This is a genomic window from Amycolatopsis sp. NPDC043887, assembly GCF_056435665.1.
Map to the genome: position 1 here is coordinate 989,510 of NZ_JBWKEB010000001.1, position 25,080 is coordinate 1,014,589.

Below are 25,080 nucleotides of genomic sequence, written 5' to 3' on the forward strand. Positions count from 1 at the left end.
TCCGTGCCCAGCCCCGCGAGCCTGCTGTGCGGAATCGGCGAACTCGCGTGATCAGGAGGCGAACTCGCGTGCTTGGAGGCGTAACTCGCGTGATGGGGGACGGAACTCGCGTGATCGGAAGGCGAACTCAGCCGACCGACTCCTGCCACCAGCCCAAGACCTCGTCGGCCACCCCCGGCGCCGCGACCAGGAGCGCGTCGACGGGCAGGGCCGCGCCTTCCCCGTGCCGGTCCAGGACCACGGCACCCGCCTCGATGGCCAGCGCGACCGATCCGGCGACGTCCCATTCGCGGTAGCTGTGCAGCACCGCCGCGGCCGCGTGCCCCAGCGCGACCTGCGCGATCGCCAGCGCCGCCGAGCCGAGCACCCGGACCCCGGCGTGCGCGGCGGCGGCCCGTTCGATGAACTGGCCCATCCCCGGCCAGACACCCTTCCGCGTGAGCTCCGTGCAGACGATCGCCCCCGCGGTCCCGCACCGGTCGGTGAGCGTGATCGGCTTGCCGTTCGCCCGGGCGCCGCGGCCGCGCGCGGCGGCGTAGATCTGGGCGCGGTACGGGTCCGCGACCACGCCGACCACCGGACCCGAAGCGTCGATCAGGGCGAGGCTGTACGCGCACCAGGGGACACCGGCGACGTAGTTCGCGGTGCCGTCGACCGGGTCGACCACCCAGCGGTACTCCGCGACGTCGGCCCCGTGGTCGGCACCGAATTCACCGCCGACGACGGGGATGCCGGGGAATTCCGCGGTCAGCACGCGGCGGGTGTGGCGTTCCAAGATCCGGTCCGTGTCGGTCACCCAGTCGAAGGGTGAGTCCTTCGGATCGGGCTGGGCGCCCCGGCCTGCGGTCGCGGTGATCACGTCGGTCGCGTCGTTGGCCAGCCGCCCGGCCACTTCGAGGGCCCTCGACACCAGCCCTGGCTCGACGGGCTGAGGCGGCCTTGACGACAGGAGGGTCATGCCTGATTAGTGTGGCCGAGCCTGGTTTACGGAACACGACCTTGAGATGACATGTCGTCTGTTCCGTTTTTGTTGGCGTGGGCGTCACAACCGGATGCGACAGTGATCCGCGTGCGAGTCGCGATAGTCACCGAAAGTTTCCTGCCCCAGGTGAACGGCGTGACCAACTCCGTGCTCCGCGTCGTGGAACACCTCCGCGACCGCGCGCACGACGTGCTGATCATCGCTCCGGGGCCGGGTCCCGTGGAGTACCTCGGCGCCCCGGTCGTGCGCATCCCCGCCCTCGACTTCCCCGGCGTGAACTCCCTCCCGGTCGGCGTGCCGACCAGGACGGTGCTCACCGCGCTGGCCGATTTCGGCCCGGACGTGGTGCATCTGGCGTCACCGTTCGTGGTCGGCGCCCGCGGGCTCGCTGCGGCCAGACGGCTGCGGGTGCCGTGTGTCGCGGTGTACCAGACCGACATCGCCGGGTTCGCCGCCGCGTACGGCTTCGGCATCGCCGCCCGCGCGGCCTGGCGCTGGGTGCGCCGCCTGCACTCGCGGGCCGACCGCACGCTCGCGCCGTCGACGGACTCGGTGGAGCAGCTGAAACTGCACGGGATCCCGCGGGTGCACCGCTGGGCGCGTGGCGTCGACATCGAGCGGTTCTCGCCGGTCCACGCCGACCCCGCGTTGCGGGCCGAGTTGGCGCCGAACGGCGAACTGCTGGTCGGTTTCGTCGGCAGGCTCGCGCCGGAGAAGGAGGTCGAGCGGCTGACCGCGCTCGCCGGGGTCGACGGCATCCGCGTGGTCGTCGTCGGTGACGGGCCGGAGTTGCCGATGCTGCGCGAGCGGATCCCGGGTGCGGCGTTCCTCGGCGCCCGGTACGGCGAAGAGCTTTCCGCCGCGTACGCGAGCCTCGACGTGTTCGTCCACACAGGACCGCACGAGACGTTCTGCCAGGCCATCCAGGAAGCGATGGCGTCCGGGCTGCCGGTGCTGGCGCCGAACGCGGGCGGGCCGAAGGATCTGGTCCTGCCCGGCCGCACGGGGTACCTGCTGCCCGCCGACCGGGCCGGGTTCGCGACGGCGCTGGTGGACAAGGTGAACGACCTGCGCGACGAAGCGTTGCGAGCCAGGCTGGGGGAGAAGGCGCGCAAGGTCGTGCTGGGCCGGACCTGGCCCGCCGTCTGCCATGAACTGGTCGGCCATTACGAGGCAGTCCAGGGCAAGATCGCGCGCGCGGCCTGACCGATGCAGCGGCCGGGAAGAGACCGGGCACGAGGTGGACTGGAATGCATATAGTCCAGCTGGCCAACTTCTACGGACCACGCTCGGGCGGGCTGCGGACGGCGCTGCATCACCTCGGCGCCGGTTACGTGGCCAGCGGCCATCAGGTGACCCTCGTGGTGCCCGGGCAGCGCTACGCGGACGAGACGCTGCCGTCGGGAGTCCGCCGGTTTTCCCTTCCCGCGCCGCAGATCCCCGGCGCCGGCGGCTACCGCGCGGTCGATCCGCATCGGGTGCGCGCGGTGCTGAAACGCCTGGAGCCGGACAGGCTCGAAGTGTCCGACAGGCTCACTCTGCGCGGCATGGGCGTCTGGGCGCGGCGCAACGGCGTACCCAGCATGGTGATCTCGCACGAGCGTCTCGACAGGCTGCTGGAGCAGTTCCTGATGCCCGAACCCGTCGCGCGGCGCGTCGCGGACGTCGCGAACCGGCGGATGGCGCGGCGTTACGACACGGTCGTCTGCACGACGGCCTTCGCCCGCGCGGAGTTCGACCGGATCGCCGCGCCGAACGTGCGGCGCGTCCCGCTCGGCGTCGACCTCACGACCTTCGCCCCGGCCCGGCGCGACGACGGTTGGCGGCACGCGCTGACCGGGAACGCCGACGCGTTGATCGTCCACTGTGGACGCTTGTCGCCGGAGAAGCACGTCGAGCGCAGTGTGGACACCGTCGCCGAGCTCACCGAGACGGGGCACCGCGTACGGCTCGTCATCGCGGGCGACGGGCCACGCCGGCGGGCGCTGGAACGGCGGGCACACTGCCTTCCGGTGACCTTTCTCGGCTTCCTCTCCGGACGCGGCGACGTCGCCCGGCTGCTGGCCAGCGCCGACGTCTCCCTCGCGCCCGGTCCACACGAGACGTTCGGGCTGGCCGCGCTGGAGGCGCTCGCTTCGGGCACGCCGGTGGTGGTCTCGGCGTCGTCGGCGCTGCGGGAGATCGTGCGGCCCGGCTGCGGCGAGGCCGTCGACGATCGCGCCCCGGCGTTCGCGGGCGCCGTCACTGGTCTGCTGGAGAGTCCCGAGGACGTGCGGCGCTCGGCGGCGCGGGCTCGCGCGGAGGAATTCGCCTGGCCACGGTCGGTGCGGGGAATGCTCTCCGCACACACATGATCACTTTGTATCTCTTTTGTACAACCGGCATTCATCGTCCCCTCACGCCATCGAGCGAGAGGACGGCACGTGAGGTTCGAAGTACTGGGCACGTTCAGCATCTCTTCCGGATCGCGGTCGGTCCCGCTGCACGGCCGGATGAGGAGAACGCTCCTCGGCGTGCTGCTGGTCCGCGCGAACACCTTCGTGCCGGTGAACGTGCTCACCGAGGCCCTGTGGGAGAGCAAGTGGGAGCCGCGGGCGGTGCCGAAGCTGCACTGGCACGTCCACAAGCTGCGGCAGGCCCTGCCCGAAGGCGACCGGCTCGGCTTCGACAACGGCGGCTACCGGCTGGAGGTCCACCCCGGCGAACTCGACGTCGAGACCTTCGAGACGCTGGCGGGTCAAGCGCTCAAGTCCGCCGACCCCGCGCAGCGCGCCTCGCTGATCCGGCAGGCCCTCACGCACTGGCATGGCGCGCCTTACGAAGGCCTCGACGTCCCGCTGCTTTCGGACGAGACGATGCGGCTTTCGGAGCACCGCTTGGTCCTGCTCGAAGAGCTCTACCAGGCCGAACTGGACCTCGGGCGGCACGCGAGCGCGGCCGTCGAGCTGGCGGATCTGGTGCGGCGGAACCCGTTGCGGCAGCGTGCCCAGTACCTCCTGATGGACGCTCTTTGGCGAGCCGGGCGCACGTCCGACGCGCTGGCGGCGTATCGGCGTGCGCGCCGGGTCTCGGTCGATCAGCTCGGCCTCGAACCCGGGCCGGAACTGCGGTTGCTGGAGCGGAGGATCCTCGCCGGCGAGGTCGCGGGGGCCGGTGCGCACCGTGCCCCGGCGTTGCTTCACCGGGCCAGGTGAACCTACGGGCTGTCGCTTTGCTCCCGCTTGGGTGACCTGTCTCAGGGGCTCGGGGTTACTGTTCGGGTATGTCCCGAGCGAGTCTTGACAAGGATCCGCACGAAGTCGCCGCCATGTTCGACGACGTCGCGGACGGCTACGACCGCGCGAATTCGTTCATGACCTTCGGCTTCGACCGCCGCTGGCGCACCATCACCGGCCGGGTGCTGGACGCCAAACGCGGCGAGAAGGTGCTGGACCTCGCGGCGGGCACCGGCGTGTCCACCGTCGAGTACGCGCGCAACGGCGCCTGGTGTCTCGCGGCGGACTTCTCGGTCGGCATGCTCAGGGCCGGCAAGCACCGCGGCGTCCCCATGGTGGCCGCCGACGCGATGAAGCTGCCGTTCGCCGACGACAGCTTCGACGCGGTGACCATCTCGCTCGCGCTGCGGAACTTCGTCGACACCAAGGCCGCGCTCACCGAGATCGCGCGGGTGGTCAAACCGGGCGGCCGTCTGGTGATCTGCGAGGTGTCGACGCCCACATTCCCGCCGATCCGGTTCCTGCACCGGAAGTTCATCGCGAAGCTGCTGACGTGGGTCGGCGCCAGGACCTCGTCGAACCCCGAGGCCTACTCCTACCTGGCCGAATCCATGCTGGCGTGGCCGGATCAGCGGACGCTCGGGGAGATCATCGCGAGCGCCGGGTGGACCGAGGTGGAGTGGCTGAACCTCACGTTCGGCGTCGTCGCCATCCACCGCGCCAAAAAGCCCTCCGTAAACTCGCGGCCATGACACGTCGCAACCCTGACCACGACGCCGAGGTCATCGTCGTCGGTGCCGGACCGGCCGGCTCCACCGCCGCCACGTACCTCGCCCGCGCGGGCGTCGACGTGCTGCTGCTGGAGAAGACCGAGTTCCCGCGCGAGAAGGTGTGCGGCGACGGCCTGACCCCGCGCGGCGTCAAGCAGCTCATCGACCTGGGGATCGACACGAGCGAGGACGCCGGCTGGGTGCACAGCCGCGGCCTGCGGATCCTCACCGGCGAGCTCACGCTGGAGCTCGACTGGCCGGACCTGACCAGCTACCCGCCGTACGGCGTTTCGCGGACCCGTCAGGACTTCGACGACCTGCTCGCGAAGACCGCGGTCAAGGCGGGCGCGCGGCTCTACGAGCGCACCACCGTCACCGGTGCCATCACCAGCCCGACCGGCCGCGTGATCGGCGTCGAGGCGAAGGTCGGCCCGGAGAAGACACCGGTGAGCTACCGCGCTCCGCTGGTACTGGCCTGCGACGGTGTCTCGGCGCGGCTCGCGCTGAGCGCCGGCATCCAGAAGAACGAGAAGCGCCCGATGGGCGTGGCGGTGCGGCAGTACTACAAGAGCCCGCGCCACGACGACCCGTTCATCGAAGGCCACCTGGAGCTGTGGGACCGCTCGGACCCGCGCGACCCCAAGCTGCTGCCCGGCTACGGCTGGGCGTTCCCGCTGGGCGACGGCACGGTCAACGTCGGCCTCGGCATGCTGTCGACGTCGGCCGCGTTCCGCAGTACCGACTACCGCGCGCTGCTGCGCCAGTGGCTCGACGGGACGCCCGAGGAATGGGGCTACCGCGAGGAGAACGCCATCGGCAAGGTCGGCGGCGCCGGTCTCCCGATGGGCTTCAACCGCACCCCGCACTACCGCGACGGCCTGCTGCTGCTCGGCGACGCCGGCGGCATGGTCAGCCCGTTCAACGGCGAGGGCATCTCGGCCGCGATGGAGTCCGCGCAGCTGGCGTCGGAGTTCGTCGTGCAGGCGCTGGCGCGCCGCGAGGGTCCGTCCCGCGAGCGGGCGCTGGAGGGCTACCCGCGCGCCGTCGCGGAGCTGATGGGCGGCTACTACCGGCTCGGCAACGTGTTCGCGAAGCTGATCGGGAAGCCGAAGATCATGCACGCCGCGACGAAGTACGGGCTGCGGATCAACTCGATCCTTCCGTTGGTGTACAAGGGACTTTCGGGCTGCTACGACGCCAAGGGCGGGGACGGCGTCGACCGTCTCATCGCTGCTCTGGCGAGGGCGACGCCCTCGCCGCGCTGACGGATCCGGAGTACCTGAAGGCGGGCGTCGGCTGGGTTGCTGCGGGTGCTGGGTCGGGTTGGTCGTGAGTGGCGATTCGGGTTAGAACCCGAATCGCCACTCACGACCAACCGGACCCATGCGCTTCGGGAGAGGCCGCAAGTAGGTGACCAATTGCGTTGGTCCCACACGTCTGGACCAGTCACGGGTACTCCGGGCAGTGGTATCGGTCACAGGACAAATGTGGTCAAACGGACCCCTGAAGCCGATCTTGGGAACGACGTCGCAGGTCATCGGTACCGCACGCCGGAAGTAACCGTACTGGCCGTGCGGTCAAGTTAGGGCAGCCTTATAGCGCGGGGCCTAGGGACAAGAATGTGAGTCACGTCCTACACTCGCCTCATGCTTTGTGAATCGCTTCACATCCTCGACGGGAGGCTTGTGAACTATTTCACAAGCAAGGGGGCCGTCATGCACGGCCCGTAAGGGTTGCCTAACCCTCGGCGGTGTGACCCAGGTGACTTAGGGTGCCGACCGAGGGAAGCGGTGAACCCCGACTCGAAAACCGCAGCGGCGCGGAAAGGATGGCGAAAACCCCGTGCTGATGTTGCCCGTGCTGACCCAGGCGACCACCCCCTCGGTGCCGAACCTGGACATGTACCTCCCCCTGGTCCTCTTGTTCGTCCTCGCTCTCGCGTTCGCGGTGCTTTCGGTGCTGCTCGGCCCGCTCGTCGGCCCGAGCCGGGCCAACAAGGCGAAGCTCGCGGCCTACGAATGCGGTATCGAACCGTCGCCGCAGCCGGTCGTCGGCGGCGGCCGGATGCCGGTCGCGTACTACATCACCGCGATGCTGTTCATCCTGTTCGACATCGAGATGGTCTTCCTCTACCCGTTCGCGGTCTCCGCGGACGCGCTGGGCATGTTCGGCCTGGTGGAGATCGTGCTGTTCATCGCGACGGTCGGTTTCGCGTACGCCTACGTGTGGCGGCGCGGCGGCCTGGATTGGAACTAGAGAAGCATGGGCCTCGAAGAAAAACTCCCCAACGGCATCCTGCTCGCCAGCCTTGAAGGCCTGGTCAACTGGGCGCGCAAGAACTCGATGTGGCCCGCCACCTTCGGTCTCGCCTGCTGCGCGATCGAGATGATGACCGTCGGCGGTTCCCGCTACGACATCGCCCGCTTCGGCATGGAGCGCTTCAGCGCGACGCCGCGCCAGGCGGATCTGATGATCGTCGCCGGCCGCGTCACGCAGAAGATGGCGCCGGTGCTCCGCCAGATCTACGACCAGATGGCCGAGCCCAAGTGGGTGCTGGCGATGGGCGTCTGCGCCTCGTCCGGCGGGATGTTCAACAACTACGCCGTGGTGCAGGGCGTCGACCACATCGTCCCGGTCGACATGTACCTCCCCGGCTGCCCGCCGCGCCCCGAGATGCTGCTCGACGCGATTTTGAAGCTGCACGCCAAGATCCAGGACGAGCCGATCAACGCCCGCCGGGCCGCGATCCGCGCCGCCAGCGGTGAGCGCACCGAGCTGATCGCCTCCTCGATCAAGTACGCGAAGAAGTGAGCGACGTGCCCGAAGACAACACCCCCGAAGTCCCCGAGACGGGCGGCGAGCAGTCCAGCGCCGAACGGCCCGAAGGCGGCCTCGAGCCGCAGGGCGTCCGCCCGGCCGAGCCGGTCGTCACCGGTAAAGAGCGCCAGGGCATGTTCGGCGTGCGCGGCACCGGCGACACCTCCGGTTACGGCGGCGTCCGCCTCCCCGCGTACAGCCCTCCCCCGGCGGAGCGTCCGTACGGCGGCTGGTTCGACGAATTCGCCGACGAGTTCTACGCGGCCTTGGCGGACAACAAGATCCCGGCGAACGCGATCCAGCAGACCACGGTCGACCGCGGCGAGATCACCTTCTACGTCTCCCGCGAGCACCTCGTCGAGATCGCCAAGGTCCTGCGCGACGACGCCGGTCTCCGCTTCGAACTGCTCAGCTCGGTGTCCGGCGTCGACTACGGCGTCGACGTCCCGCAGCGGCTGCACTCGGTCTACCACTTCACGTCGATGACCTACCGCCGCCGCATCCGGCTCGAAGTCACCCTCGACATCGAAGACCCGCACGTCCCGTCGCTGGTAGGGGTCTACCCGACGGCCGACTGGCAGGAGCGGGAGGCCTGGGACATGTTCGGCATCGTCTACGACGGCCACCCGGCGCTGACCCGCATCCTCATGCCGGACGACTGGGACGGCCACCCCCAGCGCAAGGACTACCCGCTCGGCGGGATCCCGGTCGAATACAAGGGCGCGGAGATCCCGCCGCCGGACCAGCGGAGGTCGTACTCGTGAGCATTCACGACGAAGCAACCGAAGTTCCCGAAGCCGACTCCCGCGACACGACCGAAGGCCGCGTCTACACCGTTTCCGGCGGTGACTGGGAAGACCTCATCGAGGACTCCCGCCACGACGAGCGCATGGTCATCAACATGGGCCCGCAGCACCCGTCGACGCACGGCGTGCTCCGGCTCGTGCTGGAGATGGAGGGCGAGACCGTCACGCAGCTCCGCTCGGTCATCGGCTACCTGCACACCGGGATCGAGAAGAACTGCGAATACCGCACGTGGACCCAGGGCGTCACCTTCGTGACGCGCATGGACTACCTCGCCCCGCTCTCGACCGAGATGGCGTACTGCCTCGGTGTCGAGAAGCTGCTCGGCATCCAGGCCCCGCGCCGCGCCGAGCTGCTGCGCGTGATGCTGCTGGAGATCAACCGCATCGGTTCGCACCTGGTCTACATCGCCACCGGCGGGATGGAACTCGGTGCCACCACGGCGATGACGCTCGGCTTCCGTGAGCGCGAAGAGGTCCTGCACCTGCTGGAGCACCTCACCGGGCTCCGGATGAACCACGCGTTCATCCGCCCCGGCGGTCTCGCGCAGGACATGCCGGACGACTACCAAGAGGTCGTCAGCGCGTTCGTCAAGACGATGGACGAGCGGCTTCCCTTGTACGACAAGCTCTTCACCGGTCAGCCGATCTGGCGCAACCGGCTCAAGGGTGTCGGGTACCTGCCGGTCGACGCGTGCCTCGCGCTCGGTGTCACCGGCCCGGTGCTGCGCAGCGCCGGTCTCCCGTGGGACATGCGCAAGACCGAGCCGTACTCCCGCTACGACGAGTTCGAGTTCGACATCCCGACCTCGACCGAGGCGGACTGCTGGGCGCGCTACCTGCTGCGCGTCGAGGAGATGCACCAGAGCCTGCGGATCATCAAGCAGTGCCTGAAGAAGCTCGAACCGGGCCCGGTCATGGTCGAGGACAAGAAGGTCGCCTGGCCGGCGCAGCTCTCGATCGGCAGCGACGGCATGGGCAACTCGCTCGAGCACGTCCGCAAGATCATGGGCCAGTCGATGGAATCGCTGATCCATCACTTCAAGCTGGTCACCGAGGGCTTCAAGGTCCCGCCGGGCCAGACCTACACGTCGGTGGAATCGCCGCGCGGTGAACTCGGCGTGCACCTGGTCTCCGACGGCGGCACCAGGCCGCTGCGGGTCCACGTGCGCGAACCGAGTTTCGTGAACCTGCAGTCGATGCCCGCGATGGCCGAAGGCGGCCTGGTGGCGGACGTGATCGCCGCCATCGCCTCGATCGACCCCGTCATGGGGGGAGTGGACCGTTGAGCACCCAGCCCGGAACGACACCGACGCCCGAGCCCGGCACCAGCCTGGCCGAGCAGACCCATATCGCCGCCGGTGGTGACGTCGACGTGATCGCGATCGCGCCGGATCCCGCCGAGGCGGAGGGGATCCTGGAGAACGCGAAGCTCGAAGACATCTTCGACGCCGACACCTACGCCAAGGCCCAGAACCTGATCTCGCGGTATCCGCAGTCGAGGTCGGCGCTGCTGCCGATGCTGCACCTGGTGCAGTCGGTGCAGGGTTACGTGAGCCAGGAGGGCATCGCCTTCTGCGCGCGGAACCTGGACCTGTCCGACGCCGAGGTCAGCGCGGTCGCGACGTTCTACACCATGTACAAGCGCCGCCCGTGCGGCGAGCACCTGGTGAGCGTCTGCACCAACACCCTCTGCGCGGCCATGGGCGGCGACGCGATCTACAAGAAGCTCCAGACGCATCTCGGTTCCGAAGAGAAGCCGTTGGGGCACAACGAGACCGCGGGTACGCCGAACGAGCCCGGCTCGATCACGCTGGAGCACGCCGAATGTCTCGCGGCCTGTGACCTCGCCCCGGTCATCCAGGTCAACTACGAGTACTTCGACAACCAGACCGAGGACAAGGCCGTCGCACTGGTCGACGCGTTGCAGGCGGGCAAGAAGCCGGCCCCGACGCGCGGCGCGCCGCTGACGAACTTCAAGGGCGCCGAACTGCAGCTCGCCGGGTTCTTCCCGGAGGACGCGCAGCAGTACCGCACGGACGTCGACGGTCCTTCGCAGGCCGTCGAAACCCTGCGGGGAGCGCAGGTCGCGCAGGACCGCGGCTGGACCGCTCCCGCCATGAAGGACGTTCCGCTCCCCGAAGTGGAGAAGAAGTAATGGCCGATCCCATCACCCCGGTCCTCACGAAGCGCTGGCTTTCGCCCAACTCCTGGACGATCCAGTCCTACGAAGCCCTCGAGGGCTACACCGCGATCCGCAAGGCGCTCAAGGCCACTCCCGAGCAGATCGTCCAGCTGGTCAAGGACTCCGGCCTCCGCGGCCGTGGCGGCGCGGGCTTCCCGGCCGGCATCAAGTGGTCCTTCATGCCGCCGAACGAGGACAAGCCGCACTACCTCGTCATCAACGCCGACGAGGGCGAGCCGGGCACCTGCAAGGACATCCCGCTGATGATGGCGGACCCGCACTCGCTGATCGAGGGCTGCATCATCGCCTCGTACGCCATGCGTTCGCACCACTGCTTCATCTACGTCCGCGGTGAGGCACTGCACTGCATCCGCCGTCTCAACGCGGCCGTGCGCGAGGCGTACGAAGCGGGCTACCTCGGCAAGAACATCCTCGACTCCGGATTCGACCTCGACATCACCGTGCACGCGGGCGCCGGGGCGTACATCTGCGGCGAGGAGACGGCGCTGCTGGACTCGCTGGAAGGCCGTCGCGGCCAGCCGCGGCTCAAGCCGCCGTTCCCGGCCGCCGCGGGTCTCTACGCCGCGCCGACGACGGTCAACAACGTCGAGACCATCGCCAGCGCGCCGTACATCGTCAACGGTGGCTCGAGCTGGTTCCGCGAGATGGGCCGCGAGAAGTCGCCCGGCCCGAAGATCTACTCGATCTCCGGCCACGTCGAGAAGCCCGGCCAGTACGAATGCCCGCTCGGCACCACGCTGCGCGAGCTGCTCGACATGGCGGGCGGCATGAAGGACGGCATCCCGCTGAAGTTCTGGACGCCGGGTGGTTCGTCCACGCCGATGTTCACCGCCGAGCACCTCGATGTTCCCCTGGACTTCGAAGGCGCGGCGGAAGCCGGGTCGATGCTGGGCACGACGGCCGTGCAGGTCTTCAACGAGACCGTTTCCGTGCCGTGGGCCGTGATGAAGTGGACGCAGTTCTACGAGCACGAGTCCTGCGGCAAGTGCACGCCGTGCCGCGAGGGCACGTACTGGCTGGCGCAGATCCTGGAGCGCATGGTCGAGGGCAAGGGCACCGAGGAGGACATCGACACCCTGCTCGACGTCTGCGACAACATCCTCGGCCGCTCGTTCTGCGCCCTCGGCGACGGCGCGGTCTCGCCGATCCAGAGCGGCATCAAGTACTTCCGCGAGGAGTTCCTCGCGTTGTGTCAGGCAAACAAGCGCGAATTGGTGGGGGCGCAGGCATGACGATCGCACCCGACAAGCCCGGGACGTCCACAGAGGACACCCCGGTTCCCGAAGGCCACGTCAAGCTGGTCATCGACGGTGAAGAGGTCATCGCGCCCAAGGGCGAGCTGCTGATCCGCACCGCCGAGCGGCTCGGCACGGTCATCCCGCGCTTCTGCGACCACCCGCTGCTCGACCCGGCGGGTGCCTGCCGCCAGTGCCTGGTCGAGGTCGAAATGGGCGGCCGTCCGATGCCGAAGCCGCAGGCCTCGTGCACCATGACGGTCGCCGACGGCATGGTCGTGAAGACCCAGCTGACCTCGGCCGTCGCGGACAAGGCCCAGCAGGGTGTGATGGAGCTGCTGCTCATCAACCACCCGCTGGACTGCCCGATCTGCGACAAGGGCGGCGAGTGCCCGCTGCAGAACCAGGCGCTCGCGCACGGCCGCGCGGACTCCCGTTTCGTCGACACGAAGCGGACGTTCCCGAAGCCGCTGCCGATCTCCTCGCAGGTGCTGCTGGACCGTGAGCGTTGCGTGCTCTGCCAGCGCTGCACCCGGTTCTCCCGCGAGATCGCCGGCGACCCGTTCATCGAGCTGCTCGAACGCGGTGCCCACCAGCAGATCGGCACCGCCGAGACCGCGGACGTGCTGGACCTGGCTTCCCGGACCACGTCGGGGCAGCCGTTCCAGTCGTACTTCTCCGGCAACGTCATCCAGATCTGCCCGGTCGGCGCGCTGACCTCGGCCGCGTACCGGTTCCGTTCGCGGCCGTTCGACCTGGTGTCCTCGCCGAGCGTGTGCGAGCACTGCTCGTCCGGCTGCGCCGAGCGGACCGACTTCCGCCGCGGCAAGGTCATGCGGAAGCTCGCGGGCGACGACCCCGAGGTCAACGAAGAGTGGCTCTGCGACAAGGGCCGGTTCGCGTTCCGTTACTCGACCGCGGACGACCGCATCCGCCGCCCGCTCATCCGCAACGCCGACGGCGTGCTGGAAGAGGCTTCCTGGACCGACGCGCTGCGCGCGGCCGCCGAAGGGCTGGCCAAGGCACGCGACGGCAAGGGCGCCGCGGTGCTGACCGGTGGCCGCCTGACCGTCGAGGACGCGTACGCGTACTCGAAGTTCGCGCGGATCGCCTTGGGCACCAACGACATCGACTTCCGCGCCCGCCCGCACTCGGCCGAGGAGCTGGGCTTCCTCGCGTCGCACGTGGTCGGGACGACACCGGAAAGCGGCGTCACCTTCCGCGAGATCGAGCGGGCGCGCACGGTGCTGTGCGTCGCGTTCGAGCCGGAGGACGAGGCGCCGATCGTGTTCCTGCGGCTGCGCAAGGCGGCCCGCAAGAACCGCACCCGCGTCGTCCACTTGGGACAGTGGACCACCTCGTCGGTCCGCAAGACCTTCGGCGAACTGCTGGCCTGCGCGCCGGGTTCCGAAGCCGCCGCGATCGACGGCATCGCGCAGCACGCGCAGGACGTCGACCAGGCGCTTTCGGCCGAGGGCTCGGTGATCCTCGTCGGCGAACGCGCCGCCGAGGTCCCCGGCCTGTTCTCGGCCCTGCACCGGCTGGTGGAGCGCACCGGCGCCCGGCTCGCGTGGATCCCGCGTCGCGCGGGTGAACGCGGTGCCCTGGCGGCGGGCGCGGCGCCGACGTTGCTGCCGGGTGGTCGCCCGGTCACCGACGCCGAGGCTCGCGCCGAGGTCGAAAAGGCTTGGGGCGTCACACTTCCCGCCACGGAGGGCCGCGACACCACCGCCATCCTCAAGGCCGCTTCGGGTCAGGACATCGACGGCCTGCTGGTCGGCGGCGTCGACCCGGACGACCTGCCGGACCCGGATCTGGCCCGCCGCGCGCTCGAGAACGCGAAGTTCGTGGTGAGCCTGGAACTGCGGCACAGCGGGGTCACCGAGCACGCGGACGTCGTCCTCCCGATCGCCCCGGCGGTCGAGAAGGCGGGCAGCTACCTGAACTGGGAAGGCCGCCGCCGCGAGTTCGCCGTCACTCTCGAAGGCACCGGCGCACTGCCGGACTGCCGGGTGCTCGACACCCTCGCCGTCGAGATGGACGCGGACATCTTCACGCAGACCCCGGCCGCTTCGGCCGCCGATCTGGCGAAGCTGCCCGCCCGTGAGATGAAGGACGCTTTCATTGCAGATTTCGCAATGAAGGACGCTTTCATCGCACGTCCGGAGACAGGGAACGGTCAGGCTCTCCTCGCCACCTGGAGGCAGCTGATCGACAACGGTTCGCTGCAGGACGGCGAGCCGCATCTCAAGGGCACGCAGCGCGAGGTCGTCGCCAAGCTCTCGGCGAAGACCGCCGAAGGTCTGGGCGGCAGCGTGAAGGTCTCCACCGAACGCGGTTCCATCACGTTGCCGATCGAGGTCGCGGACCTGCCGGACGGCGTCGTGTGGCTCCCGGGCAACTCCGACGGCTCGGCCGTCCGCGCCTCTCTCGGCGCGGGGCACGGTTCGGCCGTCAACCTCACCGGAGGTGAGAAGTGACTCCGTTGCTCAGCCAGATGCCGGACGCCGCCGAGCGGGCGGCGCTGCTGGCCGACGACCCGTTGTGGCTGATCCTGATCAAGACGGTCGTCATCCTGCTGATCGGCCCGATCCTGACGATCTTCCTGATCGTCTGGGAGCGGAAAGCGGTCGGCCGGATGCAGAACCGTCCCGGCCCCAACCGGGTCGGCCCCGGCGGCTACCTGCAGTCCCTCGCGGACGCGATCAAGCTGCCGTTCAAGGAACAGATCATCCCGGACACCGCCGACCGCAAGGTGTACTTCCTCGCGCCGGTGATCTCCGCCGTGCCGGCGCTGATCGCGCTGGCCGCGATCCCGTTCGGCCCGGTGGTCTCGATCTTCGGTGAGCGGACCACGCTCCAGCTGGTCGATCTGCCGGTCGGCGTGCTGGTGATCCTCGCCTGCTCCTCGATCGGCGTGTACGGCCTGGTGCTGGCCGGTTGGTCGTCCGGCTCGCCGTATCCGCTGCTCGGTGGACTGCGAAGCGCGGCTCAGGTGATCTCCTACGAGATCGCGATGGGTCTGTCCATCGTGGGCGTCATCCTCTACGCGGGTTCGATGTCGACGTCGGCGATCGTCGAGTCGCAGCAGACCGGTTGGTACTTCTACCTGCTGCTGCCGAGCTTCGTGATCTACCTGATCTCCATGGTCGGTGAGACCAACCGCGCGCCGTTCGACCTCCCCGAGGCCGAATCCGAGCTGGTCGGCGGTTTCCACACCGAGTACAGCTCGATGAAGTTCGCGATGTTCTTCCTCGCCGAGTACGTCAACATGGTGATCGTTTCGGCGTTCGCGACCACGTTGTTCCTCGGTGGCTGGAAGTTCCCGTTCGTCGGCGCGGACCACGCGCTGAACCAGGGCTGGCTCCCGCTGATCTGGTTCACCGCCAAGCTGTTCATCCTGCTGTTCGGCTTCATCTGGCTGCGCGGCACGCTGCCGCGGCTGCGGTACGACCAGTTCATGCGCCTGGGCTGGAAGGTCCTGGTGCCGGTCAACCTGGTCTGGATCGTCGTGATCGTCACGGTCCGCGCGATCAAGAACTCGGGTGGCCTGTCCACCCCGCAGATCCTCTTCGGTGGCGGCGCGCTCATCCTCTTCGTCGTCATCCTGAGCTTCCTGATCCCGGACAAGAAGGTCCCGGACGACGACTACGTCCCGGTGACCGGCGGCGGATTCCCCGTGCCGCCGCTGGACCTGCAGGTCCCGGAGAAGACCCCGCGTCAGAAGGCCCTCGCGAAGGCCGAAGCCCGGGCTGCCAAGCGCAAGCCCGCGGCGGTTTCCAGTGGAAGGGAGGCCGGCGATGGGGATGTTTGATCCCATCAAGGGTTTCGGTGTCACCTTCGGCATGATGTTCAAGAAGGTCGCCACCGAGGAGTACCCGGAGGCGGGCGCCCCCGCGGCTCCGCGTTACCACGGCAGGCACCAGCTCAACCGGCATCCGGACGGGCTGGAGAAATGCGTCGGCTGCGAGCTGTGCGCGTGGGCCTGCCCGGCGGACGCGATCTTCGTCGAAGGCGGCGACAACACCGAAGAGGCGCGGTACTCGCCCGGTGAGCGGTACGGCGCCGACTACCAGATCAACTACCTGCGCTGCATCGGCTGCGGGTTGTGCGTCGAGGCCTGCCCGACCCGGTCCCTGACGATGATCAACTTCTATGAGCTGGCCGACGACGACCGGCAGCGGTTGATCTACACCAAGGAAGACCTCCTCGCGCCGCTCCTGCCCGGCATGGAGCAGCCGCCGCACCCGATGCGGCTGGGCGACAACGAGCAGGACTACTACGTCAACGGCCCGGAACTCGCACGGAAGCCCGCTGAGCCGAAGGAGCCGGTCCAGTGATCACGGCTTTCCTCGCGCAGACGGACGTTTCGGCCGGGATCACCACCGGCGAGACCATCGCGTTCTGGGTGCTCGGCCCGCTCGCGCTGCTCGGCGGGCTCGGCATGATCTTCTCCCGCAACGCCGTGCACTCGGCGCTGTGGCTGGTGCTCACGATGCTGTGCCTCGGCGCGCTGTACATGATCCAGCAGGCGCCGTTCCTCGGCTTCACGCAGATCATCGTCTACACCGGCGCGATCATGATGCTGTTCCTGTTCGTGCTGATGCTGGTCGGCCGGGAGAGTTCCGACTCGGTCGTCGAAGTACTGCGCGGACAGCGGGTCATGGCGACCCTGCTCGGCATCGGTGTCGGCGGGCTGCTCGCCGCGGGTCTCGCCCGCGCGATGGCCAACGTGACCCCGGCCCTGCCGGTCGACCCGGCGAACGTCGACGGCGGCGGCCCCGGCGGGCTGGGACGGCTGATCTTCACCAAGTACCTGTTCCCGTTCGAGCTCACCTCGGCGCTGCTGATCACCGCCGCGCTCGGCGCGATGGTGCTCGCGTTCACCGACCGGCACGCCAAGGGCGGCAAGAAGAACCAGAAGGAACTCGTCGTCGACCGGTTCACCGGCAAGCACGACCGGCCTTCGCCGCTGCCCGGACCGGGTGTCTTCGCCACGGCCAACTCGGTCGCCACCCCGGCGCTGCTGCCCGACGGCTCGATCGCCAGGGAGTCGCTCTCGGAGATCATCGAGTCGACTTCGGCCGCACAGCTGGAAAACGAGCGTAAGCAGGTCGCCGGGACGGAAGACGGCCCCGACGCCCACGCTCTGGTCGGCAAGCCTGAAGGGGAGAAGGAATGACCCCGACGTACTACCTGCTCCTGTCCGCGCTGCTGTTCGCCATCGGCGCGGTCGGGGTGCTGGTGCGCCGCAACGCGATCGTCGTGTTCATGTGCATCGAGCTGATGCTGAACGCGGCGAACCTGTCCCTGGTCACGTTCGCCCGGATCAACGGGTCGCTGGACGGCCAGGTGATGGCGTTCTTCGTGATGGTCGTGGCCGCCGCGGAGGTCGTGGTGGGGCTCGCGATCATCATGGCGATCTTCCGCACCCGGCGTTCGGCCTCGGTCGACGACACCAACCTGCTGAAGTACTAGGGAGCACCGAGAGTGACCGCATCATCGTGGCTGCTGGTGGCCTTCCCGGCTCTCGGCGCCCTTATTCTTTTGCTGGCGGGTAAGCGGGCCAGGGGCTGGGGACACCTCCTCGGCAGTGCGACCGTCTCACTGTCCTTTGTGTACGGCCTGTTGCTGTTCTTCACCGCCGACACGAAGGCCACCGCGGACGTCAAACTGTTCTCGTGGATCCCGGTTTCGGCGCTGCAGGTCGACTTCGGGCTCCGGATCGACGCGCTTTCGCTGACGTTCGTGCTGCTGATCACCGGCGTCGGCATGCTGATCCACTTCTACTCGATCGGCTACATGGCCGAGGACCGTGACCGGTCGAGGTTCTTCGCGTACCTCAACCTGTTCGTCGCCTCGATGCTGATCCTGGTGCTGGGCAACAGCTTCGTGACGCTGTACCTCGGCTGGGAAGGCGTGGGTCTCGCTTCGTACCTCCTCATCGGCTGGTACCAGGACCGTCCGTCCGCCGCCACCGCGGCGAAGAAGGCGTTCCTGATGAACCGCGTCGGTGACGTCGGGCTCGCGCTGGCGATCTTCCTGATGTTCAAGTACGTCGGGAGCACCGGTTACGCCGAGGTCTTCGGCGCCGTCGGCCAGATCCCGACCGGCGCGGTCACCGCGATCGCGATCCTGCTGCTGCTGGGCGCCTGCGGTAAATCCGGTCAGTTCCCACTGCAGGCCTGGCTTCCGGACGCGATGGAGGGCCCGACCCCGGTCTCGGCCCTCATCCACGCGGCGACGATGGTCACCGCCGGCGTCTACCTGGTCGCCCGCGCGCACGAGATCTTCAACGCCACCCCGGACGGCCGCCTGATCGTCACGCTCGTCGGTACGGTCACGCTCCTGATCGGGTGCATCATCGGTTGCGCCTACGACGACATCAAGAAGGTCCTGGCGTACTCCACGGTCAGCCAGATCGGGTACATGATGCTCGCCGTCGGCCTCGGGCCGATCGCCTACGCGCTCGGCATCATGCACCTGGTCGCGCACGGTTTCTTCAAGGCCGGGCTGTTCCTCGGGGCCGGTTCGGTCATGCACGCCATGAACGACGAGGTCGACATGCGGAAGTTCGGCGGGCTGCGCAAGCACCTGCCGGTCACCTTCTGGACCTTCGCCCTCGGCTACCTGGCGCTGATCGGCATCCCGCCGCTCTCGGGCTTCTTCACCAAGGACGCGATCATCGAAGCGGCGCTGAGCCAGGGCGGCTGGCGCGGCTGGGTGATGGGCGGCGCGGCACTGCTCGGCGCCGGGCTCACCGCGTTCTACATGACGCGCCTGATGGTGATGACCTTCTTCGGCAAGGAACGCTGGAAGGAGATCAAGTCCAGCGACGGGCGCGACTTCCACCCGCACGAGTCTCCCGCGATCATGAAGTGGCCGATGATCATCCTGGCGATCGGCTCGATCGGCGCCGGTGCGTTCTTCGCGCTCGGCGACCGGTTCGCCGAATGGCTTTCGCCGGTGGTCGGCCCGCTCGAAGAGGGTGGCCACAGTGTCATCCCGCACGCGCTGGTCCCGATCCTCACCGTGGCGCTGTCCGTGCTGGGCGCGGCGGCGGCGTGGTTCTTCGTCGGCCGCAAGGACGTTCCGGTGGAACGCCCCGAGCGGGTCTCGGCCGTGGTCAAGGCCGCGCGCAACGACCTGTACGGCAACACCCTGAACGAGACGCTGGTCGCCCGCCCGGGCACCTGGCTCGCCCGCGCGCTGGTCTACGTGGACAACCGCGGGGTCGACGGCGCGGTCAACGGCCTCGCCGCCGCGCTCGGTGGCGGATCCGGGCGCCTGCGCCGCCTTCAGACCGGCTTCGTCCGCTCGTACGCACTGTCCATGCTGGGCGGCACATTCCTGCTTCTGGCGGCACTCCTGCTGGTGAGGTTCTCCTGATGACCTGGGTTCTCGCATCCATCCTGCTGCCGCTGCTCGGTGCGGCGGTCGTCGCCGGGATGAAGAAAAACGACAGGCTGGCGACGCTCACCGCGCTCGTGGTGTCGCTCCTGACGTTCCTGCTGGTGATCCCGATGTGGGCGAGCTATTCGCCGGCCGGGGACCGGATCCAGCAGAAGTCCTCGATGGACTGGATCCCGAACTTCGGCATCCACATCTCGTTCGGCATCGACGGCATCGCGCTGGTGATGATCGCGGTCATCGGCCTGCTGGTGCCGATCGTGGTCGGCGCGCTGGGCTTGACCGACAAGCTCCCGGCCGGGCGCTCGGCGGGCGGGTTCCTGTCGCTGATCCTGGTGCAGGAGGCGCTGACCATCGCGGTGTTCGCCGCGACCGACGTCTTCCTGTTCTACGTGCTGTTCGAGATCATGCTGATCCCGATGTACTTCCTGATCGGCGGCTACGGCGGCGCGAACCGGCAGTACGCGGCGGTCAAGTTCTTCCTGTACTCGTTCCTCGGCGGCCTGATCATGCTGGCCTCGGCGATCGGCGCGTACTCGCTGGCGTCGGACGAGCTCGGCAAGGGCACCTTCGACTGGGAAACGCTCGTCACGGTCGTCCGCGACGCCCCGCTGGGCACCCAGATCTGGCTGTTCATCGGGTTCTTCCTCGCGTTCGCGATCAAGGCCCCTTTGGTGCCGTTCCACACCTGGCTGCCGGACGCCGCGGGCCAGGCGCCGATCGGCGTCGCGGTCCTGCTGGTCGGCGTGCTGGACAAGGTCGGCACGTTCGGGTTCCTGCGCTACTGCCTCCCGATGTTCCCGGAGGCCAGCAAGGAACTCGCGCCTTGGGTGCTGGTGCTCGCCGTCGCCGGTGTCCTTTACGGCTCGATCCTCGCGGCCGGGCAACGCGACATGAAGCGCTTCATCGCCTACGTGTCGATCGCCCACTTCGGGTTCATCGCGCTGGGCATCTTCACCTTCAACGAGCAGGCGATGGTCGGCTCGGTGTCGTACATGCTGAACCACAGCCTCGCCACCGGCATGCTGATCGTGGTCGTCGGCCTGATCGTGATGCGCGGCGGGTCCACGCGGATCTCCGACTACGGCGGCATGGCGAAGGTGACCCCGCTGCTCGGCGGGATGCTGCTCATCGCCGGCCTGTCCACCTTGTCCCTGCCCGGCACGAACTCCTTCATCAGTGAGTTCCTGGTGCTGCTGGGGTCCTTTGTGGACTACCCGGTGTACACGATCATCGCGACGGTCGGCATGGTGCTGGCCGCGGCTTACGTGCTCTGGCTCTACCAGCGCGTCATGCAGGGCCCCGTCCGCGGTGACGCCCTGATGGCGGCGGGCGGTGGACCGGGTACGGCGATCGCCCCCGAACTCGGGGCGACCAAAGCCATCAAGGACCTCGGCGGCAAGGAGATCGCGATCCTGGCGCCGATGGTCGTGCTGATCATCGCGCTCGGGTTCTACCCCAAGCCGGTGCTCGACACGATCACCCCGTCGGTGCAGCAGACCATGTCGTCGCTGGATGCGCAGAGCGTGAATGTTGGAGGCGCGAAATGACCAAGTCCGAGGGCGCTTTCGCCCGAAGGGCCCGCGTTCATGGAGGCAGGCCGAAGGTCTGTCTACGTGAACGCGGATGCGCCCTCCTGGAAGACACCGTGCAGGGAGGCAGGTAAACCGTGCACTTCTTGACCCAGGCGCCACCGCTGACGGTGCCGTCGATCGACTACTTCGCCGTCACGCCGATCCTGATCATCCTCGGGGCCGCGTGTGTCAGCGTGCTGTTCGAAGCCTTCCTGCCCAAGCACATGCGGTGGCCGTCGCAGGTCTTCCTGTCCCTGGTCGGGATCGGGGCGGCGGGCGTCTTCCTCGCCTGGTACGCCAGCACTTCCGCGCCGAAGGGCGGCATCACGACCTTCAGCGGCGCCATCGCCGTCGATCGGCCGTCGCTGTTCCTGTGGGGCACGCTGCTGGCGCTCGCGCTGGGCGCGCTGCTGCTGATCGCGGATCGCTCGGTCGAGCCGGGCGGCGCCTTCGTCGCGCAGGCCGGTATCCGCCCCGGCACGGTCCAGGACCGCGCGCAGGTCGGCACCACCGGGATGCAGACCGAGGTCTTCCCGCTGACGCTGTTCGCGCTCGGCGGCATGATGGCGTTCGTCGCGGCCAACGACCTGCTCACCATGTTCATCGCGCTCGAGGTGCTGAGCCTGCCGCTGTACCTGATGTGCGGTCTCGCCCGCCGTCGTCGCCTGCTCTCGCAGGAGTCCGCGGTCAAGTACTTCCTGCTCGGCGCCTTCTCGTCGGCGTTCTTCCTCTACGGTCTCGCGCTGCTCTACGGCTACGCGAACTCCGTGAAGCTGTCGGACATCGCCAACGCCGCCGCCGGTTCGGACCGCTCGGACACGCTGCTGTTCGCCGGGCTCGGGTTGCTCGCGGTCGGCCTGCTGTTCAAGGGTTCGGTCGGTCCGTTCCACACCTGGACCCCGGACGTCTACCAGGGCGCGCCGACCCCGGTCACCGCGTTCATGGGCGCCTGCACCAAGGTCGCCGCGTTCGGCGGGATCCTGCGGGTGTTCCAGGTGGCGTTCGAGTCGACGAGCTGGGAATGGCGCGGCGTGCTCTGGGGCGTCGCGATCATCTCGATGCTGATCGGCGCGGTGCTGGGCCTGACGCAGACCGACGTGAAGCGCATGATCGCCTACTCGTCCATCGCGCACGCCGGGTTCCTGCTCGTGGGTGCGATCGCGATGACCGAGGAAGGCCTGTCGAGCACGCTGTTCTACCTGCTGGCCTACGGATTCACCACGCTCGCCGCGTTCGGTGTCGTCTCGCTGGTGCGGGACTCGAACGGCGAGGCGACGCACCTGTCCGCCTGGGCGGGGCTGGCGAAGCGGTCTCCGGTGCTGGCCGGTGTGTTCACCTTCCTGCTGCTCGCGCTGGCCGGTATCCCGCTGACCAGTGGTTTCGTCGGGAAGTTCGTGGTGTTCTCGGCGGCACTGTCCGACGGGATGGCGCCGCTGGTCGTCGTCGCTCTGATCTTCAGCGCCGTCGCCGCGTTCTTCTACCTGCGCGTGATCGTGCTGATGTACTTCTCCGAGCCCGCCCCCGACGGCCCGACCGTCACCGTGCCCGGAGCGTTCACCACCACGGCGATCACGCTCGGCGTCATCGTCACGCTGGTGCTCGGCCTGCTCCCGGCGTTCGCCCTCGACTGGGCGGGCTCCGGCGGTTTCGCCCTCAAGTAGTCCGGTTTCGCGGAAGGCCCCCTCGCTGACGTGAGGGGGCTTTTTCGTGTCAGGGCGACGTCAGAGCGGTGTCAGGCCGCACCTCGATAGTTCCCTCATGACTTCCTCTACCTGGACCGGGATGCTCCCCGTCGAAGACACCGCGCTGGCCGTCACCGACTCCGGTGGCCCCGGCATCCCGATCGTCTACCTCAACGGCCAGTTCGCGACCCAGGGCTACTGGCGGCGGATCCTCGCCGACCTGGGCTCGGACTTCCGCCACATCACCTACGACGAGCGTGCCCGCGGCAAGTCGAAGCGATCGTCCGACTACTCCTTCGAGGCGGCCGTTCGCGATGTCGACGCGGTCCTCGAAGCCCGGGAAGTGAAGCGGGCCGTCGTGGTGGGCTGGTCCTACGGCGCGGTCGTCGCGGCGCACTGGGCGGCCAGGAACCCGGAACGGACCATCGGCGCGGTCCTGGTCGACGGCGCGTTCCCGTACGACTGGATGGACGACGCCATGGAACAGCGGATCCGGAAGCTGTTCAAGCGCCTCAATTTGGTCATGCCGCTGCTGCGCCCGACCGGGCTGACCCCGCGGATGTCCGCCGCCGAGCAGGCGGAGAGCAACATCGAACTAGGCAAGCTCTCGCGGGAGGCCGAGCTGGGCCCGGTGCTCGACGGCATCACCGTCCCGACGCGATACGTGGTCGCGTCGGGAACCTCGTTCGGCAGCAAGGAAGACGAGCAGGAAAAGATCCGGACGAGTCTCGACGGTGTGACCGCGCGCAATCCGAACATCAAGGTGAGTGCGAAGGTCGAGAGCAACCACGGGGCGTTGCTGCGCAAGGACTTCCGCACCATTTCCGCGGCCGTACGCGAGGTCGCCCGGCTCGGGGAATGACTTGCTCCGGCGCACCGGGCAGGGTGCTCGCGATGCCGAAGCCGAGACCCACACCCCAGGCGAGGGCCCTCGCCGACGGACTGCGAGCCGCGCGGAAGGCCGCCAGACTGGCCTCGACCGAAGTGGCCGACAAACTGGCGTGGTCCCAGTCGACGATCAGCCGGATCGAAACCGGCCTCCGCGCGGCGTCCGCCGAGGAGGTGTCGGCGCTGCTCGCGGTCTATCAGGTCACCGGGGAGCGGCGAGAGGCCCTGCTCTCGCTGTCTCGCGACAGCGGGCCGTGGTGGTTCGCCGACACGTCCTTCCAGAGTGAAACGCTCGCGCAGTACGAAAAGGAGGCCACCAAGATCGTCGCTTTCGGGGCAACGCTCCTGCCCGATCTGCTGTGGACTCCCTCCTACGCGAGGGCGGCGGCCCCGGGAGTGCGGCAGAAACTGTTAGGGCAGAAGAGGTTTGTCGCGTATATCGACGAAGCGGCGCTGCACCGTCAGGTCGGTGGGCCGCGGGTGATGGCGAATCAGCTTCGGCATCTCATCACGATGGCGGAGCGGCCCACCGTCGAACTACGGGTCATCCCGTTCGCCGCCGGGGCACATGCGGGTGATGCCTACGTTTTGCTGGAATTCGGCGACGCCCCACCGGTGGTGTACCTGGAACATCGGCGATGCGGGCTGTTCCTGCACCGGCCCTGCGATGTCGAGCCCTACCTCCGGTCCACTGTGGACGCTGTCGCGCTGGATCCGGCGCGGTCGGGGCGCCTGATCGAGTCAGTGGTCGAGACTTGCCCGCAGCGCGGCGACTTTCTGGGCCAGTAACGTGGGTTCGCCGGGCAGGACGGTGATGTACCGGTTCCGGGGAGAACCGCTCACGTGCATGGCCACCCGTCCGGAGTCGAGGTCCAGATAGGACAGGCCATCCGTGGCCTCTGTGCGTTTTCCCCCGTCAGGGCGCATGGCCGCGGCGAAGAAACCGACACCGAAATAGGGCTGCTCGAAGACCTCGTCCAGCTGCCGTGCTTCGCGGCTTCGGGACTCGGGCTCGTCGTAGAGACCGTCCCCACTGTCGCCGTTGAAGTCGTCCTGGGGCAAGGAGAACGGGGCGAACCGCGCCGGCGGGTACTCGGGCAGGTTCATCACGAGCGCCGCCGCGCGGTCGGCGGTCCGCACGCCTTTCAGCCACACGCGATTCCCCTCGCAGATCGCGGTCACCGCGGCCCGTCCGCGTACGGCGACGAGCACGTTGTACTGCTCCGTCTCGGTTCGCAACGTCGCGTAGTACTCGGTGTTCGGCCGGTCGAGTATGTGCAGGACGTCCTCGAAGTCGCTGGTGAGCCGCTTGCCCTCGGTGAACCCGAGCCCGCCGAGCTCCTCGAACGCCGCCCTTTCCTCGCCGTTCCGCGACGACGGCGGGATATAGCGCAGCCCGCCCGCGAAGATCAGATGCGGATCTCCGCAGCCGGCGTGACGGAACGCGGTCAACAAGGTGTCGAGCGTGATCTCGACCGGGCGCGCGAGCACCACGTGC

The 25,080-nt window shown here is 68.5% G+C and carries 23 protein-coding genes; 21 read left to right on the forward strand and 2 right to left on the reverse strand.

Annotated elements, in window-relative coordinates; all coding sequences use genetic code 11:
- Positions 1-127: 127 nt before the first annotated feature.
- The gene (locus AC069H_RS04910; protein ID WP_457958541.1) at positions 128-958 is read right to left on the reverse strand and encodes an inositol monophosphatase family protein; all 831 of its coding nucleotides are present in this window, start codon (positions 956-958) and stop codon (positions 128-130) included.
- Between the two features lie 111 nt (positions 959-1,069).
- On the opposite strand from AC069H_RS04910, the gene AC069H_RS04915 reads away from it, so the two are divergent.
- The 21 genes from AC069H_RS04915 to AC069H_RS05015 all read left to right on the forward strand — a co-directional run bounded on the left by AC069H_RS04915 (position 1,070) and on the right by AC069H_RS05015 (position 24,371).
- Positions 1,070-2,188, forward strand: coding sequence for a glycosyltransferase family 4 protein (locus AC069H_RS04915; RefSeq protein ID WP_465436149.1), 1,119 nt, complete (start codon positions 1,070-1,072; stop codon positions 2,186-2,188).
- A 44-nt stretch (positions 2,189-2,232) separates the two neighbouring features.
- On the forward strand, positions 2,233-3,336 hold the full coding sequence (locus AC069H_RS04920) for a glycosyltransferase family 4 protein (protein ID WP_478231368.1): 1,104 nt from the start codon (positions 2,233-2,235) through the stop codon (positions 3,334-3,336).
- A 69-nt stretch (positions 3,337-3,405) separates the two neighbouring features.
- A complete protein-coding gene (locus AC069H_RS04925; RefSeq protein WP_340684870.1) occupies positions 3,406-4,176 on the forward strand; it encodes an AfsR/SARP family transcriptional regulator in 771 nt (256 codons plus the stop codon).
- Positions 4,177-4,244: 68 nt separating this feature from the next.
- Positions 4,245-4,949, forward strand: coding sequence for a demethylmenaquinone methyltransferase (locus AC069H_RS04930; protein ID WP_478229518.1), 705 nt, complete (start codon positions 4,245-4,247; stop codon positions 4,947-4,949).
- Positions 4,946-6,232, forward strand: a complete 1,287-nt coding sequence (locus AC069H_RS04935; RefSeq protein WP_478231369.1) for a geranylgeranyl reductase family protein — start codon at positions 4,946-4,948, stop codon at positions 6,230-6,232. The genes AC069H_RS04930 and AC069H_RS04935 overlap by 4 nt, the downstream gene beginning before the upstream one ends.
- Positions 6,233-6,815: 583 nt before the next feature.
- Positions 6,816-7,223, forward strand: a complete 408-nt coding sequence (locus AC069H_RS04940; protein WP_340688815.1) for an NADH-quinone oxidoreductase subunit A — start codon at positions 6,816-6,818, stop codon at positions 7,221-7,223.
- A gap of 6 nt (positions 7,224-7,229) precedes the next feature.
- Positions 7,230-7,778 (forward strand): NuoB/complex I 20 kDa subunit family protein, encoded by a 549-nt coding sequence (locus AC069H_RS04945; protein WP_005151847.1) that lies wholly within the window; start codon positions 7,230-7,232, stop codon positions 7,776-7,778.
- A gap of 5 nt (positions 7,779-7,783) precedes the next feature.
- Complete coding sequence (locus AC069H_RS04950; RefSeq protein ID WP_478229519.1) at positions 7,784-8,548, forward strand: NADH-quinone oxidoreductase subunit C; 765 nt, start codon at positions 7,784-7,786, stop codon at positions 8,546-8,548.
- A complete protein-coding gene (locus AC069H_RS04955) occupies positions 8,545-9,876 on the forward strand; it encodes an NADH-quinone oxidoreductase subunit D (protein ID WP_378434359.1) in 1,332 nt (443 codons plus the stop codon). Before AC069H_RS04950 ends, AC069H_RS04955 begins: the two co-directional genes overlap by 4 nt.
- Positions 9,873-10,745: an NADH-quinone oxidoreductase subunit NuoE gene (gene nuoE, locus AC069H_RS04960; protein WP_478231370.1), complete on the forward strand. Its 873-nt coding sequence runs from the start codon at positions 9,873-9,875 to the stop codon at positions 10,743-10,745. Before AC069H_RS04955 ends, nuoE begins: the two co-directional genes overlap by 4 nt.
- Positions 10,745-12,025 carry an NADH-quinone oxidoreductase subunit NuoF gene (gene nuoF, locus AC069H_RS04965; RefSeq protein ID WP_360957668.1) on the forward strand — a complete coding sequence of 427 codons (1,281 nt, stop codon included), beginning with the start codon at positions 10,745-10,747 and terminating at the stop codon, positions 12,023-12,025. Before nuoE ends, nuoF begins: the two co-directional genes overlap by 1 nt.
- A complete protein-coding gene (locus AC069H_RS04970; protein WP_478231371.1) occupies positions 12,022-14,508 on the forward strand; it encodes an NADH-quinone oxidoreductase subunit G in 2,487 nt (828 codons plus the stop codon). Before nuoF ends, AC069H_RS04970 begins: the two co-directional genes overlap by 4 nt.
- Complete coding sequence (gene nuoH / locus AC069H_RS04975) at positions 14,505-15,842, forward strand: NADH-quinone oxidoreductase subunit NuoH (RefSeq protein WP_478229522.1); 1,338 nt, start codon at positions 14,505-14,507, stop codon at positions 15,840-15,842. The genes AC069H_RS04970 and nuoH overlap by 4 nt, the downstream gene beginning before the upstream one ends.
- The gene (nuoI, locus tag AC069H_RS04980) at positions 15,829-16,368 is read left to right on the forward strand and encodes an NADH-quinone oxidoreductase subunit NuoI (protein WP_125678873.1); all 540 of its coding nucleotides are present in this window, start codon (positions 15,829-15,831) and stop codon (positions 16,366-16,368) included. The genes nuoH and nuoI overlap by 14 nt, the downstream gene beginning before the upstream one ends.
- On the forward strand, positions 16,365-17,210 hold the full coding sequence (locus tag AC069H_RS04985; protein ID WP_478229523.1) for an NADH-quinone oxidoreductase subunit J: 846 nt from the start codon (positions 16,365-16,367) through the stop codon (positions 17,208-17,210). The genes nuoI and AC069H_RS04985 overlap by 4 nt, the downstream gene beginning before the upstream one ends.
- Positions 17,207-17,506: an NADH-quinone oxidoreductase subunit NuoK gene (nuoK, locus tag AC069H_RS04990; protein WP_005151882.1), complete on the forward strand. Its 300-nt coding sequence runs from the start codon at positions 17,207-17,209 to the stop codon at positions 17,504-17,506. The genes AC069H_RS04985 and nuoK overlap by 4 nt, the downstream gene beginning before the upstream one ends.
- A 12-nt stretch (positions 17,507-17,518) precedes the next feature.
- Positions 17,519-19,417, forward strand: coding sequence for an NADH-quinone oxidoreductase subunit L (nuoL, locus tag AC069H_RS04995; RefSeq protein WP_125678871.1), 1,899 nt, complete (start codon positions 17,519-17,521; stop codon positions 19,415-19,417).
- A complete protein-coding gene (locus AC069H_RS05000) occupies positions 19,417-20,988 on the forward strand; it encodes an NADH-quinone oxidoreductase subunit M (RefSeq protein WP_478229525.1) in 1,572 nt (523 codons plus the stop codon). The genes nuoL and AC069H_RS05000 overlap by 1 nt, the downstream gene beginning before the upstream one ends.
- Before the next feature lie 119 nt (positions 20,989-21,107).
- On the forward strand, positions 21,108-22,673 hold the full coding sequence (gene nuoN, locus AC069H_RS05005; protein WP_478229526.1) for an NADH-quinone oxidoreductase subunit NuoN: 1,566 nt from the start codon (positions 21,108-21,110) through the stop codon (positions 22,671-22,673).
- Positions 22,674-22,770: 97 nt separating this feature from the next.
- Positions 22,771-23,556 carry an alpha/beta fold hydrolase gene (locus tag AC069H_RS05010; RefSeq protein ID WP_478231372.1) on the forward strand — a complete coding sequence of 262 codons (786 nt, stop codon included), beginning with the start codon at positions 22,771-22,773 and terminating at the stop codon, positions 23,554-23,556.
- Positions 23,557-23,588: 32 nt separating this feature from the next.
- Positions 23,589-24,371, forward strand: a complete 783-nt coding sequence (locus AC069H_RS05015) for a helix-turn-helix domain-containing protein (protein ID WP_478231373.1) — start codon at positions 23,589-23,591, stop codon at positions 24,369-24,371.
- Here the strand turns inward: AC069H_RS05015 and AC069H_RS05020 are convergent.
- Positions 24,324-25,076, reverse strand: a complete 753-nt coding sequence (locus AC069H_RS05020) for an ESX secretion-associated protein EspG (protein WP_478229529.1) — start codon at positions 25,074-25,076, stop codon at positions 24,324-24,326. The two genes, AC069H_RS05015 and AC069H_RS05020, sit on opposite strands and share 48 nt — an antisense overlap.
- Between the last annotated feature and the right edge of the window lie 4 nt (positions 25,077-25,080).

Excerpts from the sequence above, each read along its gene's own strand:
- AC069H_RS04910 (WP_457958541.1), bottom strand. The coding sequence starts at position 958 with ATGACCCTCCTGTCGTCAAGGCCGCCTCAGCCCGTCGAGCCAGGGCTG.
- AC069H_RS04920 (WP_478231368.1), top strand. The coding sequence starts at position 2,233 with ATGCATATAGTCCAGCTGGCCAACTTCTACGGACCACGCTCGGGCGGG.
- AC069H_RS04930 (WP_478229518.1), top strand. The coding sequence starts at position 4,245 with ATGTCCCGAGCGAGTCTTGACAAGGATCCGCACGAAGTCGCCGCCATG.
- AC069H_RS04935 (WP_478231369.1), top strand. The coding sequence starts at position 4,946 with ATGACACGTCGCAACCCTGACCACGACGCCGAGGTCATCGTCGTCGGT.
- AC069H_RS04940 (WP_340688815.1), top strand. The coding sequence starts at position 6,816 with ATGTTGCCCGTGCTGACCCAGGCGACCACCCCCTCGGTGCCGAACCTG.
- AC069H_RS04945 (WP_005151847.1), top strand. The coding sequence starts at position 7,230 with ATGGGCCTCGAAGAAAAACTCCCCAACGGCATCCTGCTCGCCAGCCTT.
- nuoF (WP_360957668.1), top strand. The coding sequence starts at position 10,745 with ATGGCCGATCCCATCACCCCGGTCCTCACGAAGCGCTGGCTTTCGCCC.
- AC069H_RS04970 (WP_478231371.1), top strand. The coding sequence starts at position 12,022 with ATGACGATCGCACCCGACAAGCCCGGGACGTCCACAGAGGACACCCCG.
- nuoI (WP_125678873.1), top strand. The coding sequence starts at position 15,829 with ATGGGGATGTTTGATCCCATCAAGGGTTTCGGTGTCACCTTCGGCATG.
- nuoK (WP_005151882.1), top strand. The coding sequence starts at position 17,207 with ATGACCCCGACGTACTACCTGCTCCTGTCCGCGCTGCTGTTCGCCATC.
- AC069H_RS05000 (WP_478229525.1), top strand. The coding sequence starts at position 19,417 with ATGACCTGGGTTCTCGCATCCATCCTGCTGCCGCTGCTCGGTGCGGCG.
- AC069H_RS05010 (WP_478231372.1), top strand. The coding sequence starts at position 22,771 with ATGACTTCCTCTACCTGGACCGGGATGCTCCCCGTCGAAGACACCGCG.
- AC069H_RS05015 (WP_478231373.1), top strand. The coding sequence starts at position 23,589 with ATGCCGAAGCCGAGACCCACACCCCAGGCGAGGGCCCTCGCCGACGGA.